Origin of the sequence: Nocardioides sp. (genome assembly GCF_025965415.1) — a bacterium.
Classification (GTDB): Bacteria; Actinomycetota; Actinomycetes; order Propionibacteriales; family Nocardioidaceae; genus Nocardioides.
In genome coordinates this window covers 12,785-26,479 of sequence record NZ_JAOPWY010000168.1, presented here as the reverse complement: position 1 = coordinate 26,479, position 13,695 = coordinate 12,785, and the positions used below count along the sequence as shown (strand labels likewise).

19 protein-coding genes and 1 pseudogene are annotated in these 13,695 nt (G+C 65.9%); 14 read left to right on the top strand and 6 right to left on the bottom strand.

Annotation, left to right across the window (positions count from 1 at the left end; all coding sequences use genetic code 11):
* Positions 1-152: 152 nt before the first annotated feature.
* Entirely contained in the window at positions 153-1,325 is a 1,173-nt protein-coding gene (locus tag JWN97_RS17655) for a hypothetical protein (protein WP_297625715.1), read from the top strand.
* A 38-nt stretch (positions 1,326-1,363) separates the two neighbouring features.
* On the top strand, positions 1,364-1,792 hold the full coding sequence (locus JWN97_RS17650) for a hypothetical protein (protein WP_297625713.1): 429 nt from the start codon (positions 1,364-1,366) through the stop codon (positions 1,790-1,792).
* Here the strand turns inward: JWN97_RS17650 and JWN97_RS17645 are convergent.
* The 4 genes from JWN97_RS17645 to JWN97_RS17630 form a co-directional block, all read right to left on the bottom strand.
* The gene (locus JWN97_RS17645; protein WP_297625709.1) at positions 1,789-2,460 is read right to left on the bottom strand and encodes a recombinase family protein; all 672 of its coding nucleotides are present in this window, start codon (positions 2,458-2,460) and stop codon (positions 1,789-1,791) included. The two genes, JWN97_RS17650 and JWN97_RS17645, sit on opposite strands and share 4 nt — an antisense overlap.
* A 458-nt stretch (positions 2,461-2,918) precedes the next feature.
* Complete coding sequence (locus JWN97_RS17640; protein WP_297625706.1) at positions 2,919-4,328, bottom strand: AAA family ATPase; 1,410 nt, start codon at positions 4,326-4,328, stop codon at positions 2,919-2,921.
* Positions 4,315-4,464 carry a hypothetical protein gene (locus tag JWN97_RS17635; RefSeq protein ID WP_297625704.1) on the bottom strand — a complete coding sequence of 50 codons (150 nt, stop codon included), beginning with the start codon at positions 4,462-4,464 and terminating at the stop codon, positions 4,315-4,317. Before JWN97_RS17635 ends, JWN97_RS17640 begins: the two co-directional genes overlap by 14 nt.
* A 109-nt stretch (positions 4,465-4,573) precedes the next feature.
* Positions 4,574-4,813: a hypothetical protein gene (locus JWN97_RS17630; protein WP_297625702.1), complete on the bottom strand. Its 240-nt coding sequence runs from the start codon at positions 4,811-4,813 to the stop codon at positions 4,574-4,576.
* 440 nt (positions 4,814-5,253) lie between these two features.
* Here JWN97_RS17630 and JWN97_RS17625 point away from each other — a divergent pair, with 440 nt between their 5' ends.
* Complete coding sequence (locus JWN97_RS17625) at positions 5,254-5,502, top strand: hypothetical protein (protein WP_297625700.1); 249 nt, start codon at positions 5,254-5,256, stop codon at positions 5,500-5,502.
* Positions 5,503-5,608: 106 nt separating this feature from the next.
* On the opposite strand, the gene JWN97_RS17620 is transcribed toward JWN97_RS17625, so the two are convergent.
* Positions 5,609-7,069, bottom strand: a complete 1,461-nt coding sequence (locus tag JWN97_RS17620; RefSeq protein WP_297625696.1) for a recombinase family protein — start codon at positions 7,067-7,069, stop codon at positions 5,609-5,611.
* The gene (locus JWN97_RS17615; protein ID WP_297625693.1) at positions 7,069-7,764 is read right to left on the bottom strand and encodes a hypothetical protein; all 696 of its coding nucleotides are present in this window, start codon (positions 7,762-7,764) and stop codon (positions 7,069-7,071) included. Before JWN97_RS17615 ends, JWN97_RS17620 begins: the two co-directional genes overlap by 1 nt.
* Positions 7,765-7,835: 71 nt before the next feature.
* On the opposite strand from JWN97_RS17615, the pseudogene JWN97_RS17610 reads away from it, so the two are divergent.
* The 11 genes and pseudogenes from JWN97_RS17610 to JWN97_RS17560 all read left to right on the top strand — a co-directional run.
* Positions 7,836-8,201, top strand: a pseudogene (locus tag JWN97_RS17610) (ATPase, T2SS/T4P/T4SS family); the annotation flags it as partial.
* A 77-nt stretch (positions 8,202-8,278) separates the two neighbouring features.
* Entirely contained in the window at positions 8,279-9,646 is a 1,368-nt protein-coding gene (locus JWN97_RS17605) for a recombinase family protein (protein ID WP_297625690.1), read from the top strand.
* 103 nt (positions 9,647-9,749) lie between these two features.
* On the top strand, positions 9,750-10,193 hold the full coding sequence (locus JWN97_RS17600) for a hypothetical protein (RefSeq protein ID WP_297625687.1): 444 nt from the start codon (positions 9,750-9,752) through the stop codon (positions 10,191-10,193).
* Positions 10,194-10,851: 658 nt separating this feature from the next.
* Positions 10,852-11,043, top strand: coding sequence for a hypothetical protein (locus JWN97_RS17595; RefSeq protein ID WP_297625685.1), 192 nt, complete (start codon positions 10,852-10,854; stop codon positions 11,041-11,043).
* Positions 11,040-11,564, top strand: coding sequence for a hypothetical protein (locus JWN97_RS17590; RefSeq protein ID WP_297625682.1), 525 nt, complete (start codon positions 11,040-11,042; stop codon positions 11,562-11,564). Before JWN97_RS17595 ends, JWN97_RS17590 begins: the two co-directional genes overlap by 4 nt.
* Entirely contained in the window at positions 11,561-11,788 is a 228-nt protein-coding gene (locus JWN97_RS17585; protein ID WP_297625679.1) for a hypothetical protein, read from the top strand. Before JWN97_RS17590 ends, JWN97_RS17585 begins: the two co-directional genes overlap by 4 nt.
* Positions 11,785-12,081 (top strand): WhiB family transcriptional regulator, encoded by a 297-nt coding sequence (locus JWN97_RS17580; protein WP_297625676.1) that lies wholly within the window; start codon positions 11,785-11,787, stop codon positions 12,079-12,081. Before JWN97_RS17585 ends, JWN97_RS17580 begins: the two co-directional genes overlap by 4 nt.
* Complete coding sequence (locus tag JWN97_RS17575) at positions 12,078-12,218, top strand: hypothetical protein (protein ID WP_297625673.1); 141 nt, start codon at positions 12,078-12,080, stop codon at positions 12,216-12,218. Before JWN97_RS17580 ends, JWN97_RS17575 begins: the two co-directional genes overlap by 4 nt.
* Complete coding sequence (locus JWN97_RS17570) at positions 12,215-12,490, top strand: hypothetical protein (RefSeq protein ID WP_297625671.1); 276 nt, start codon at positions 12,215-12,217, stop codon at positions 12,488-12,490. Before JWN97_RS17575 ends, JWN97_RS17570 begins: the two co-directional genes overlap by 4 nt.
* On the top strand, positions 12,483-13,415 hold the full coding sequence (locus JWN97_RS17565) for a hypothetical protein (protein WP_297625668.1): 933 nt from the start codon (positions 12,483-12,485) through the stop codon (positions 13,413-13,415). Before JWN97_RS17570 ends, JWN97_RS17565 begins: the two co-directional genes overlap by 8 nt.
* Positions 13,415-13,648 (top strand): hypothetical protein, encoded by a 234-nt coding sequence (locus JWN97_RS17560; RefSeq protein ID WP_297625665.1) that lies wholly within the window; start codon positions 13,415-13,417, stop codon positions 13,646-13,648. Before JWN97_RS17565 ends, JWN97_RS17560 begins: the two co-directional genes overlap by 1 nt.
* The last annotated feature ends 47 nt before the right edge of the window (positions 13,649-13,695 follow it).

Below are 13,695 nucleotides of genomic sequence, written 5' to 3'. Positions count from 1 at the left end.
ATGGATTGCCGCCCGACTGGGCTGCCGCTCACGCGACCTGCACTTGGCCACTGGCCCCGGTGCACGGGTTCTCGTTGAATCTTGAACCAACGATACCTCGTCAACAGGGGAAGGGGCTACAAGCCGCGCCGTCCACGGGCATGCTGGTTCCCGTGGAATCACTTAACGGGGAGACCAAGGCAGCAGAGCGCCTGAAACGAGCGGCGCTTAGGGACTTCGGCGTTGTCGCTGCGGAGGATCGTGACGACCCGCGTTGGGATGACTTTCCGTCCTACCGGATCACCATAAATCCAAACGATGCTCCGGTTCCCGACCTCTACAAGTACGCGCTGAAACTCATCGGCTGTGCGGCGCATGGACCGGGCGAGAAGGTCGCTTGGTGGGTGAACTTCACCTACCGCGGAGAGCGCTGCTCGCTTGCCATGCAGAAGTTCGGCCTGCGCCTCTATCTCCGCACCGAGCGCCCTGAGAACGAGGCGTTGACGACTCAGAAGCAGATTGCGAAACAGCTTCGGTCATCCATGCGCACGGTCGAGAAACTCATCGTTGACGCTGCCCCGGATCTGCTCGGCAAGGGGAACGCCACCGTACGGAACCAACACACCTCGCTTCGCCGGGCATACGAATACTTCCGGGAGCGTGCGGAGCAGCCCAGCCACATCGAGGATGAGAACGAGTCGGGCGAGCATCCGGGAGGCGTCACGTGGAGGACATTCAAGAGCGGGAAGGTTCGCATGCAGCTGAACTCCTTTCACGACATGATCGCCGCAATTTCAGCGTATGTGAGTCTGCTGGAGCATGACCTGGTGCTGGCACTTGCGTTCTCGGACTTCGATCCCAGCAAGGAGGACCTGACCGAGATCATCGGTTCGCGCTGGGGGGAAAAGTGGGGTCGCATCCTGGGCAAGGAGGACGAGGCAGGCCGGTACTGGCAGCGTCTCTTCGACGTCGTAGAGCGCTGGAGGAACCCTTACTCGCACGGCGGATTCGAGAAAGGCCACGGGGCGACCATCTTCCTGCACACGCCCGGCGTCAACGCCGCCGTGCCGATCGGTCTGACGCGCGTGCGCGAGAGCCCACTGTTCTCGTTCATGCCGGCTGGAGAGTCGGACATAGCTGAAGTCTTTGGCTTGTTCGATGAAATCGACGAATACATAAAGAGGGAGATACCCGAGGCCGTCGAGTGGATCGACTCTGGTCTTCATGTTCGGTACGACGAGGACTTTCGCGTGGAACTTGCAGAGGCGCGCCGGACTGGACGGTTCGAGCACATGGTGGAGGCACACGGGTACGCCTACGACAACTTCGTCAATATGGACTTCTAGACCCAGGGGCTGTCGGTGCCTTTTGACAGACTGCGGACATGGCCACAGGAATCGCTCTCGTCGCTCTGGTGCTCAGCGTTGTGTCGCTCGGGTGGCAGGCTTGGACGTGGAAGAACAGCGGCCCGGTAGTTGAGGTGAACGTGACCAACGCGATCACGGACGCGGAGACGGGTGAAGCGGAGCACTATGTCGGCGTGGAGGCCGTGAACACGGGCCGCGCGCCCACCACGGTCACCAGCTGGGGTTTCGAATTGCCGGGCGGTGGGAGTGTGTACTCCACCGTCGCGCTTCGAATCTCGGAGTCCCTGCCGTGCCGGTTGGAATCCCACAGCAAGGCGACCTTCTACCTCGTGGCCGACGAACTGCGGCGTGTCCACCACGAACAGGGGATCGAGTTGCGGATATGCGTCCTTGGGTCGAATTGGGAACGGGCAAGCGCGTGCGGTGCAAGAAGACCGTGCCGCTAGCCGACTAACGCCGCATTCCGACGCACCTGCTCGCGCCGAACGGCCGCGACGATGTGAGAGTGGTGCCACGACTTCGACCGCGCCGTGGGGCGACGGACTCCCTCGTCCTCAAGCAGCCGCGCGATCGCCGATGCCGACAGCCCCGTGCGATTGAGGTCGTAGATGCGCTCCTCGACGTCGGTGGGAATGGCGGAGGGGCGGCCCATGTGCTTGCCGGTCGTTGCTCGAATCGTCGCCATGCCCTCGCGAGTGCGGCTTGCGATGATGCGCCGCTCCCACTGCGCCACTGCGGCCCGGATATCCGCCACGAGTCGCCCGCTGTCGGTGCTGGTGTCGACGCCAAGATCCAGACAGACGACCGACCACGACTGTCGCTCCGCCCGGTCCAGGACGTCGGCGAAGTCGCGGGTGCTGCGAGCCAGCCGATCGAGTGCGGCAACGGCCACGGCGTCTGCCCTGCCCCGGTCGCAGTCGTCCATCGCCTGGGCTAGCACCGGGCGACCGTCGAGGCTCTTGGCACTCGCAGCGTCCTCCTCGCGGATCGTCAGGTCCCAGCCGAAGATCTCGGCGGCGTCACGCAAGCGGCGGGCCTGGGTCTCGGGGGACATGGCCTGTTTGTCGGTCGAGCGACGGACATATCCCAGCACTCGCAGCGGCTCGGTGGTCATCGGCTTCTCCTAGGGCGTCGCGGGTATGGGTCCCCTTGCCCGCGAAACGTACCTCGAACACTTGTTCGAACCTAGCCCAAGCCGGTCACTCTCTTTTCGACGATCCGGAGTGCTCGGATGCTCATGCGTATGAGACTCCTGGCCGACACAGCACGGGCCGATCCACCCACCTCCCCGGCCTTCTCCGGGCCTCGTAGCGCCCGGCCTCACCGTCACCGCGTCGACCCGATACGTGCCCTCGAGCCGAGCCATTCTGTTGCTCTCCTCCCGAGCCAGGTGCTACCCGACCACCACCATTACGGTCCCCCCTTCTTGAGAGGGGGGACCGCGTAATGGGTGGGGCGCGTAATGGCCGTAATGGGTGGCGTAATGGCCCCTGATCAGCGGCGATGCGTTCCGCCGTAATGGTGCGTACTGGTGGCGTACTGGCTACCCGACACAAGTACGCCCGTAATGGGTCAGATCGGGTGCTCGTTCTCCGAATCCACGTCGATCGGAGCGAAGACGTCTCCCGGGCCATCGAGAGATAGCAGCCGCGCCGCGTACCTGGCCGGAGTGCTAGTCGTCTTGTCTCCCGGGACGATGCACTCGGCGCGTTCCAACTGCACGTAGGAGTCCAACTTCCGACGCGCCTTCGCGATCGCGTTGCGGCCTTCTCGGGTGCTCGGGTCGGCGGGGCCCAGCCACTTACCGCAAAAGTCCCGCACCGTGATGCCGGCATCGCCAGCCTTCCGGATGAACTCGTACGGGTCGGTGCCGTCGTAGATCGCAGACGTCCCGGCCTGCTGGTCGTGTTCGATTGTCAGCGGACCAACCGGCTCTGCGGGCTGCTTGAGATGCCGCCACTCGACCACCGGATCGCCAGCCTCCCCGATCAGGATGACAACCGAGCCCGCGCCAGCCGTGAGCCAGGCCGAGCCGTACACGTCCTCCAACTTCGTCGGCTTAGTCGCCTTCCCCGTGCTGGACCCTCCCTGCTTCTTCATGTGGTGAAGTTCAAAGACCTCCACCCCGTGGGCAAGGCAGAGTTGACGAGCGCGGTTGTAGCCTGCGCCCACCTCGTCGTTGGAGAGGCCGATCGCGGCGTCCTTCAGGCTGTCCACCACGACGGTGTCAGCCCCGGCGTCACGAGCCATCTGGAGCATCAGATCCGGGTGCGCGGCGAAGTCCTGAACCGGAGGCCCCGGCCATACCGTGAGCCCATCGTCGAGCACGTCCCTCGGTACGTCTCGCAGCTGCCGAGCCAGCGCGCGGGCAATCTGCTTAGGTCGGTCCATCGCCAGGTACAGAACGCCGCTCTCAGTCTTCGCGACTTCCATGCTGAGGACCTCGCCACCGATCAACCGCGCACGGACGACCTGCCCGGCGAGAGTGGTCTTGCCGACGCCCGGCCCGCCGACCAGCATCACCGCTTCGCCGGAGGCCCACACGACCTGACCCCCGGTGCCCCAGAGGCACGGCAGTTCAGACGGCAGGTCGTGGATGAACGATCCGCCGTCAACCATGCGGACTTCGGAGTCGGCCGAGGCGCCGCGCAACTCCTGCTCGAACTGCTGCTTGGCCTCGTGACGGACCCGCAGATAGCGGACCTCGCGCCGGACCTCGTCCACGGTCTCGATCTCGCGGACGACAGCCCGCTTGAACAGGTCGGCCGCGAGCGGCGGAGGACTGGCTACGAAGCGAGCGACGTCGTTGATCGTCCACCGCTCCGAGCCTTCGATCGGCTCGTCGCCAGTGCGTTCGCTGAGCGCCTCTTCCGACTTGCGCCAGCTGGCATCCCCAGCTTTCGCGCGAGCGACCCGTGCCTCCACGGAGTGGTCGGGCTCTCCGGCGCGGCCGATCAGATCCTCGCTATCAGCGCTGCTCATGATCGCGCTCCTCGTTCTCGTCGCTAGCAGCCGGGGGATGCGCGTCGGCGTACTTGTCGAGGTGGGGACGGCGGCGCTCGGCCTGCTTGGAGCGCTTGCGCTCGAATCCGTGGATGTTCTGGCGCTTGCCACTCATCCCTGACCACCCGACCGCAGCAGATGCGCGACCTGCTCCTTGGTGTCCTCGGAGAGCGGAGGGAACGTGGCGACCGCTTCGGTCACAGCAGCGTCGAGGGTCGTGGCGGTCACTTCTGCCGCCCACCGTTCGCGATCAGCCCAGTCAGGTACTCGACCTGCGCCGGGTGGAGCGGGACGGGGTAGGCGTCGAACGCATCGCGGATCGCCTTATCGATGCGGGCGGTCACCATCTTGCGGCGAGCGGCCTGCTCGACCTGCGGCTCCGGGGGAGTGGAGCCCCGGTAGAGAGCGGCGTACTGGTTGCGAGCGGTGATGGGGTCGACCGGCTCAAACGTGGAATCGGACATCGGAGATGCCTTCGTGCGTGTGGCCCTCTCGACCCCTTCCGGGGGTCAAAGCCGTCCCTCCGATGTGAACGGCGCACCCTCCGACGATCCGGCTCTAGCGGACGTCGGGCCTCACGGACTCCGGGCGACCGTCTCTCAGATCACTCACCGGGTTGCAGCCGCTTCGACTCTGGCCTAACTGCGCCCGATCCTAGCCCTGATGTGGAGGGTGGTCGGCGCAGCTAGCGATCTCTCTAGTGAAGAGGAATGAAAGCGGATTTCGCGCAGAGGCTTCAAAGCCGTCCCAGCTTGTGCAATCCTTAAGGAGATCGACCACGATCATCGACGCCACCCTGACCGGAACGAAAGGACCAACTCGGCATTGGTACTCCGCAATCTGCGGGGTAGTGCACCCAGAAACTGGGAGCACACCGAGTTGCAACCCCAACCGGGAGGTAGGCATGACGGCACTCGCCGCGATTGTGAGCGTGGTGGCGGCGCTTGCTGCTGTGCTCCGCGCACGCTACAAGTTCCAGTTCGCGATGGAGGCGTTGCGTGACGTGCCGCCTGCCAGGCGGGCCGAGGTCGTCATCGCCGTAGGTGAGGCTTGGCGGGGATGGAACTCCGTTGGAGTGCCGATCCAGCGGTCTCGTCCGGAGTCGGAGGTTGGGGCAGCCGAGCCGCCGCGTGCGATTCATTCGGCCTCGTGACGGATGAGGCTGAGCGCTTCTCGGAGCGCCGAGCAGCCCGTGACCCTATGCGTCGGGTCACGGGGTGTGGATCGGGCTGGAGATCGGCTCCTCGCGTGCCTCGCACCTACTCAGGCGTGATGGTGACTGAGGCGGGGTCGTAGCCGCGCCCGTTCCCCGGGCCGACGCGGTGAATCGTGATGCGCATCCCGAGAAGCCGGATGATCCGCTTCTTCGTCTCAACGTCAGCTGACTCCCACGCCTTCGCGACGTCCGGACCGGTGAACTCGTCCAGCGACTCGTCCGCGGGCTGTGCGCCCCGGAGGCGGTCCTTCTCGGCTTCCAACTGCGGCTTCGCCTGAGCGGTGATGCGTGACACCATCTCGTCGGTCCACTCGCCCGAGACGAACCGGTCGGCCGCGATCTTCATCTTGGCCTCCAACTCCGCGATGCGGGTCCTGGCGGCGTCGGCTGCGATCGGGTCGCCTCCGAGCAACCTCACCCCGTCCCGCTCCAGCAGAGCGACGACGACGCGGGACACATGGTCGTCCACGTCAGTCATGCGCCGCTGAACCTTCATGCATCCGGCGTGCGGGCACTTGTACGAGTGCGGGTAGATGCGGGTCTTGCCGGACTTGAGCTCGTAGGTGTACTCGGCGGTGCCGACGATGTGCCCGCCGCACTCCCCGCAGTACGCGACAGACGTCAGAAGGTACTTAGGAGCGGTGCCTCGGTTGTTGGATCGTCGTGCCGGGTCGGTCAGCAGAGCGACGACCCGGTCGTGAGTCTCCCGGTCGATGATCGGCTCCCACTGGCCGGGATACAACTGCGGCTTGCCCTTCGGCTTCCCGTCCTTCCCGAGCGGCTGGTGCTTCCGCATTCCCCAGTTTCGATCACGGAGAAGCACACGCCGGAGCACCTGCGTGGCCCACGTCTTGCCGGTGCTTGTCGGGATGCCGCGAGCGTTCAGATCGAGAGTGATCTTCCAGATGCCCTCGCCGGCAAGGACGCGCTGCACGCACTCCCGAAGAACAGCAGCCTCAGCCTCGTTGACCGTGAGGCGCTGATCGGCTCCTCGGCCCTCGATGTTCCAGCCGAACGGGCGCGGACCGTTGTGGCGACCGGACTCCGCGAGTTCCTTCTGCTTCCGTCGCGCACGCTCGGCGGTCCGCTCGGCCTCGGCGGTGTCTACATTGCCGGTGAGCCGGGTGGTCATGCGCCCGTCGGCGGTGGATAGGTCGGGCCGTCCCGACGCCACCGTGACCAGCTGCGTGCCGAAGTCCTCGTGGAGTTCGATGAAGTCCTCGATCTCCCGCGGACGCCGGGTGAGCCGGGACGTCGAGTAGGCAAGCACGACGTCGAACCGGCGAGCCTCCGCATCCATCAGCATGCGGAGGTAGTCGGGACGCGGCTTCCGACTGGACGGCGCGGCACTGATGTCGTTGTCGGAGTACGTCTCCACGACCGTGAGTCCCTCGGCACGGGCGAGCGCCCGACAGTCCTTCTCCTGTCGGGCGACGCCGAGTTCGCGACCTTCCGCGTCGTTGGAGATCCGGGTGTAGATCGCTGCGCGGGTGGGCTTGGGCATCAGCCCTCCGTCCGGGCCGCAGCCGCGCCAGCCTTCAGCGCCTCGTGACGCAGTGCCTTGTCCATGTCCTTCGCGAACGTGATGGCCGGGGTCTTCTTCGAACCGGTCAGCCGCTGCGCAGCGACTCCGAGGTAGCCCGCCAGGAACGACCGGTTCTGGTTGTACTTCTCCATGTCAGACGCGTCCTTCCGGTCGAGCGTCTTCTGCCACGACTTCGTCGCGGCGAGTGCAGCGGCCTCCACGGCGATCAACAGATCCAGGAACTCCGTTGCGAGCGGACCGGCGATATCCGTCTGCCTCAGCATCGTAGAGACGTTGACCGTCCGGACCTCGACACCGGAGTATCCGGCGGCGATGGCCTCGGCAGCCGGGGCAAGCACGGTGTTGTAGTTCCCGCGCCACTCCTTGGTTGCGAGCGCTACGAACTCGGGCTGCTCGGCGGGGTCGGCGGTGAACTCAGCGGCTGCAGCGTGGTCGGCCTCACGGGTGGCGGTCTCGGCCTGCTCACCTATGACTGTGGCGGTGCCGCAGGCCGGGCAGTAGTCGGCGTCGTAGGCCGGGTGCTCTACGCACCGCTCCGGCTGCTGGGGAAGCAGCGCCTCGAGGTCTGCGATGGTCATCCGGCGAAGCGTCGGCCCGGTGAGCGTGATGCCAGAGGCGATGATGGTGGCGATCAAGTCGGTCTTCTTGCTCATATTGGATTCCTCGGTTTCGTGGAGCCCGGTGACGCTACCTCTAGCGTACCCATGACCCCAGCCGGGTCTTCATCGCGCGACGTGGCCGCCACGAGCTCACCAACCTGCGGCTCGACGCCGCCCAGGTCGACGAGCTCGTCGAGCGGATGCTCAAGTCGAGCGGGCGGCGCCTCGACATCAGCACGCCCTTCGTCGACGCGATGCTGCCCGAGGGGCACCGCCTCCACGTCGTGCTGGAGGGCATCGCCCGCGGCTTCACGGCCGTCAACATCCGCAAGTTCCTGCTCCGCGCCCACCGGCTCTCCGACCTGGTCGCGCTCGGCAGCCTGACGCCGCAGGCGGCAAGGTTCCTCGAGGCATCGGTGCGGGCCGGGCTCAACATCCTCGTCGCCGGCGGCACCCAGGCCGGCAAGACGACGATGCTGAACTGCCTGTCGGCGGCGGTGCCGGGCGGGGAGCGCGTGGTCAGCGTCGAGGAGGTCTTCGAGCTACCGAACATGAGTAGAATACAGACATGCGAGCCGTTGTCTATACCCGACAAAGTTTTGATCGGACGGGGGAGGGAGCGGCTGTCGCGCGCCAACTCGAGGACTGTCTCAAGCTCGCGGAACTGCGCGGGTGGACAATCGTGGAGCAGCACTCCGACAACGACATCTCTGCGGCCGGCAAGAAGAAGCGTCCAGGGTTCGACGCGGTGCTGGCTGCGATCGCAGAGGACCGGGCCACCGTCGTCATCGCGTGGGCTCTCGACCGTCTGAGCCGCAACAGGGCCGACGAATTGCGGCTGGTGGAGCTCTGCGAGCAGAAGGCCGCAACGATCGCGCTCGTCCGCGGTACCGACCTCGACATGAGCACACCGTCAGGGATCCTGGTCGCCGACGTCATGGGTGCGACTGCCCGTCACGAGATCAAGCAGAAGTCTGACCGGCAGAGGCGTGCCCAGCAGCAGGCCGCCGAGCAGGGGAAGCCCGCGGGTGGTCGCCGGGCGTTCGGCTACGGCAGCGACGGCGTGAGTGTCAACGAGGCAGAGGCGAGGCATGTGCGCGAGGCGTTCGCCGACGTGATGCACGGGGCCTCACTCAAGGGGATTGCTCGCCGATGGAATGAGGCCCGCGCTCTGACAACGGCGGGCAACGAGTGGTCACACTCGACGGTGCGCGGCGTGCTCAAGAACCCGCGCTACGCCGGCCTACGGGCCTACCGCGGCGAGATCGTTGGACCTGCCGTCTGGCCCGCCCTGGTGGACGTAGACACCTACGACGCCGTCAAGGCGATCCTCTCTGTGCCCGAGCGCCGAACGACCCTCACGACGGCACGGAAGTACCTCCTGCCCGGTCTGGCGCTCTGCTGGAAGTGCGGAAGCGACTGCGCGACCGGGCACACGCGCCACGGGAAGCGCGTCTATGTCTGTCGAGCCAACAAGTGCATCAGTCGCAAGGCTGACCCAGTGGACGGATATCTAGAGGCCGTGGTGGTCGCACGTCTCTCCCGGCCAGATGCCGCGGATCTCTTGTCGGCCGACAATCGGGACGACCTGCGCAAGCTACAGGGCAAGGCCGCGGGCATCCGTGGACGGCTTGACGATCTCGCTACGGGGCTCGAGGAAGGCGTCTTGAGCCTGGCTGCCGTCAGGAAGTCGAGCGAGCGACTGCGGGACGAGTTGCGCCGCATTGAAGTCGAGATGGCAGCCACTGTCCAGACAGACGCATTGGGGCCACTGGTGGCCGCCGAGGATGTGGCGGGCGTGTGGTCGCGGATGGACATCGGGCAGCGGCGCCAAGTGATCGACGCGCTCATGACCGTGACCCTGCTCAGGCCAGAGGTGGGTAGGCGAGATTTCGACCCCGAGACCGTTCGAGTCGACTGGAAAACCGATGGTTGAGGGATTCAACTACGCCGTGCCACGCCTATCTGGCACGCGGTGGGACTCTGGGCGCGGCCGAGTTGTGGCGGATGGTTCCTGGCCCCGCGTCGGCATCTATTGCATGGACCAGCACGACTTGTGGCTACTCGGCTCCTTCACTCTCAGTGCTGAAGTGCTCGAGCAGAGAGGGGAGCGCTATTGGGCATGGGAGTCCAAGTTTCTGACTGGAGATGGTTACCTCATCCCACTGACTTCATCAGCCGACGAGATCCAGCAGATCGTTCGCGACAAACCTCGTGACAGCCGCGCCGAACGAGATGCTGCGCAGCGGGCACGAGAAGCGCTCGAGTACGGTGACTTCGAGAGAGCCGCGGGCGAGATGGAAGCGTCGGAAGTCGCGCAAGCCGAGACCCGACTACGGATCAAGCTTGTCTGCGGCGAGTGTCGTCGACCACGGACCCTGAGATCGGATTCCGTGCAGCCGATCGTAGGGAAGTTGTGGGAAGTCGGAGTGAAGGAACTTGGGTTCACGACGTTCTTGGCGCGCGTTGACCGGCGTACGTAGGCCGCATGCTGCTAAGATATTAAGTACTGGGCGCAGCGTCTCGCTGGTCGCAGAACCTTCCATCCGAGCAGATGGCTTAATCGCCATGCTCGGAGGAATTCGTGTCTCAGACACTCCATCACCGCGGCCGGTTGGCCGGCCTCTCGCGCTCTCGCGAGGCACATGATCCTGAACTACTCGATGCTCGTCGAGATCTCGCGGCGTCCCGGCTCGAGGACTGCATCAGGCGAACGGTTGAGTCCGCTCCACCACTGAGTTCCGAACAACGCCAGCGACTCGCCGCCTTGCTGAGCGGCGGTGGTCAACTTGTGGGCTGACGAAATGCGAACGGCCCCCGGAGCGGAATCCGGAGGCCCTGATGCTCGCTGGCTGGCGACTGGTCTCATTGTACCGCGCCGCACCCTCATTGGGGGTGCGTCATGAAGCGCCTGTCGGTCGAGTTGGGACGTGCACACGCCGCTGTCCGCGGTCGTGACGCCTACACGCTGCTTGTCGCTGTCGGGGCTAGGCCGACCTGGTCGCCGATCTCCCGCGCGTGGATGGCTCAGCGTCATCAGGGGGGCGACGTCCTCGCCCTCGCTGAGGCGCGCGGATACGTCACCGACGTACGGGAGGCCGCGTGATGACACCGGAGCGAATCGACACTCTGGCTCGCCTCATGGTCCTCGATCTCATGCTCGAGTGCTCGGAGCGCTACTGGCTCAAGCGGGCTGGCGACTTCGACAAGGTCGGTACGCCGGCGTGTGCCGAGATCGCCAAGGCGTGCAGGGCCAAGGCTTCTCTATGCCGCCACGAGAACGCTGACGAGTGGGCCGATCTCCTGGCCGCCGAGCTGGGGGAGGTCGCGTGAGGCCCCGCACGATCGACGACTGGCGCCGCGCGGTGTACCGCGCGCGGACCAGCGGCAACGTCCAGGTGCTCTTGCTGCTGATGGCCGACCACATGCGCGTCAACCTGACCGTCAGCGTCCCGCGAGAAGTACTGGCCAAGGAACTCGGCATCCACGAGCAGCGAGTGGCCGAACGGATCAAGGCCGCAACCGAACACGGATGGCTCTTCCGCACGGGTGGTGGATACCGCGGCCGGACGGCTGAGTACAGGGCGCTGTTCCCCGGCGAAAGCGTACGGGAAACCGGTACCCATTCCGAGGTCGAAAGGGTACGGCCTACTAGTACGCATTCCACCCCCAAAATCGGTACCCATTCCACGAATGAATGCGTACCGGACGGGGGGTACGCCATAACTACAGCGGACCTGTCCCTACGGGGTGCAGACCGCGACGTCAGCAGAGACGAGCACGGACGTTGTCGGTGGCATGGCGCCGACACGTGCCCTGCCGGTTGTCGCGACGACGGGCAGGCGATCGCATGACCGCGACCATCGTCTCCCTTGATAGCCGACGGCCTGCACCCCCGCCGGCCTGCGGGTGCACGCGACACCTGCTCGACGCCCTCGCATCGCGCACGGCCGCGCGGCTCCAGGCACACGACCTCCTAATCCCGAGGGACGTGCTTGAGCGCGTGCTTGCTGACATCACCCACACCACGGTGGCTGTGCTCGATGGCACGCCGCCGACCGAGAGGACGAACCCGTGAAGGCCGCGTCCTCGTTCGGCGTCCGTCCCGAAGCCGTCAACGCCTTCCTGGCCCTGGCCGACGTACTCACCCGCATGAGCGACAACGGACGCCGCCCGGTCTGCGAGCAGCGCCCCGAGCAGTGGAGCAGCGACGCCACCACGCCCGCCCGACAGGACGCCGCCGCCGCATGCGGCTACTGCCCAGCACAACCCGCCTGCCTCGCCTACGCCCTCGCCCAACGCGAGCCGCAAGGGGTATTTGGCGGACGGGACTTCACCCCCACCCCAAAGCGCAAGGAGAAAGCCGCATGACCCGCGACCACCTCGCCTGGCTGGCCTGTTCCACACCCGGCTGCCACGCAGGCATCGCCGTAGATCTACGCCACGTCGACAACCTCACCGCCGCTGGCGGCTGGGAATGCCGCGAGCACGAAGGGCGGGACTCATGACCACCACGTACCTCGCCCACCTACACAGCGCAGAGGCCGACCGTCCTCGCCAACACCACCTGACCGTAATGGACCCCCACATCGGCGGCGTCTCAGTGCGGTGGTTCGGCGACCGGGAAGCCCGGTGGCGCTGCCGCGAAGACGGCGACCAGGCCGAACCCGAATGCCTCCACACGTTCTCTGCCGCACTTCTCCTCGCCGAACACCTATTCGGCCTAACCCGCATGCCCGAACTCAACCCCACCCAGCCGGAAGGCAACACCCATGTCTGACCTCATGACGACCATCTACGACTCGATCCCCGGACACAAGAGCGCAACCGAGAACCTGGCCAAGCTCGAAGCCGTACCAATGCCCGTGACTACCGGCGCACTCACGCCCGCCGACCACCTCGCCAACGACATCCTGACCCGACTCGCTGCCGGGAAGCCCCTTGACCTCCTGGGTGGAGCCTCCGCCGCCATCGCCGAGGTACACAGCGTGACGGTCGCCCGCGCCGCCCTGACGAACGCCCGCGAACAGCTCCGGCGTCAGATCGACGAACTAAAGGCCGGCAACCCCGACCACATCCTCTCTGCCCTGCATGTCGCGCTGAGTGACCTCGTGTCCGAGGTGGCCAAGCTCCGCCCGCTTGACCAGATCACCACCGACACCGCAGCTCTCAACAGCGACCGCGCCAAGGACTACAAGCACCTACGAACCATCCAGTCCCGCTACGGTGCGATCCGACGCGAACAGCTCCGCGTGATGACAGCGGAGACCGGTGGCGACTACGCCATCCCGGAGGCACTGTTCTCCCCCGACCTACACCAGCACTTCCCCCTATGGGCACCGTGGCGTACGCACGGACACCTCGTCCACAAGGAGGCCAACCGCCTCCGCGACATCCGCCCGCCGTGGCCGGTCGCCGGAGACGAGAAGCTGGATCGGGCTGACACCAGCCAGAGCCGAACCACATTCCAGCGAGACGCCAGCCTCCCCGCCTTCATGTGCTGGGCCATCGAGCACGACGTCAACCTCTGGGTTCCGACCCTTGAGGAATACGCCACCACTGCCCAGAACTACCACGCCGCCCTGTCCAGCGACCGCCGTACCGATCTTGTCGATGACGTGTGGCGCGACCCTGCCGCCATCAACATCGGTGCGCTGGACCGCGGCCTCTCCGCTGCCATCCGAAACGCGGAGCGGGTCCACTGATGGGCGAGCTCAACGGCCTGTCCGGCAGTGAACTGTACGACCGGCTGCACCCCAAGACCAGGACCGAGGAAGACAGGGCAGCACTACCGAGCGCCGACACCGCATCAGGCAGAGGCGACCTGCTGTTCCTGTCGCTTCACCACGGCGACCGTGCCGCGAGACAAGCACTGGCCGAATGGGACCGCGACCAAGGTCCCGACACCGACACCGACAACACCGAGGAGACACCATGACACCCGCAGCTCACGCCACCGAAGCCAACACCCTGCTCGCCGCCACG

Coding starts and splice junctions, on each gene's coding strand:
- JWN97_RS17615 (WP_297625693.1), bottom strand. CDS start 7,764: ATGAGCAAGAAGACCGACTTGATCGCCACCATCATCGCCTCTGGCATC.
- JWN97_RS17565 (WP_297625668.1), top strand. CDS start 12,483: ATGTCTGACCTCATGACGACCATCTACGACTCGATCCCCGGACACAAG.
- JWN97_RS17605 (WP_297625690.1), top strand. CDS start 8,279: ATGCGAGCCGTTGTCTATACCCGACAAAGTTTTGATCGGACGGGGGAG.
- JWN97_RS17595 (WP_297625685.1), top strand. CDS start 10,852: ATGGTCCTCGATCTCATGCTCGAGTGCTCGGAGCGCTACTGGCTCAAG.
- JWN97_RS17600 (WP_297625687.1), top strand. CDS start 9,750: ATGGACCAGCACGACTTGTGGCTACTCGGCTCCTTCACTCTCAGTGCT.
- JWN97_RS17585 (WP_297625679.1), top strand. CDS start 11,561: ATGACCGCGACCATCGTCTCCCTTGATAGCCGACGGCCTGCACCCCCG.
- JWN97_RS17560 (WP_297625665.1), top strand. CDS start 13,415: ATGGGCGAGCTCAACGGCCTGTCCGGCAGTGAACTGTACGACCGGCTG.
- JWN97_RS17570 (WP_297625671.1), top strand. CDS start 12,215: ATGACCACCACGTACCTCGCCCACCTACACAGCGCAGAGGCCGACCGT.
- JWN97_RS17620 (WP_297625696.1), bottom strand. CDS start 7,069: ATGCCCAAGCCCACCCGCGCAGCGATCTACACCCGGATCTCCAACGAC.
- JWN97_RS17625 (WP_297625700.1), top strand. CDS start 5,254: ATGACGGCACTCGCCGCGATTGTGAGCGTGGTGGCGGCGCTTGCTGCT.
- JWN97_RS17645 (WP_297625709.1), bottom strand. CDS start 2,460: ATGACCACCGAGCCGCTGCGAGTGCTGGGATATGTCCGTCGCTCGACC.
- JWN97_RS17630 (WP_297625702.1), bottom strand. CDS start 4,813: ATGTCCGATTCCACGTTTGAGCCGGTCGACCCCATCACCGCTCGCAAC.
- JWN97_RS17635 (WP_297625704.1), bottom strand. CDS start 4,464: ATGAGTGGCAAGCGCCAGAACATCCACGGATTCGAGCGCAAGCGCTCC.
- JWN97_RS17640 (WP_297625706.1), bottom strand. CDS start 4,328: ATGAGCAGCGCTGATAGCGAGGATCTGATCGGCCGCGCCGGAGAGCCC.
- JWN97_RS17650 (WP_297625713.1), top strand. CDS start 1,364: ATGGCCACAGGAATCGCTCTCGTCGCTCTGGTGCTCAGCGTTGTGTCG.
- JWN97_RS17575 (WP_297625673.1), top strand. CDS start 12,078: ATGACCCGCGACCACCTCGCCTGGCTGGCCTGTTCCACACCCGGCTGC.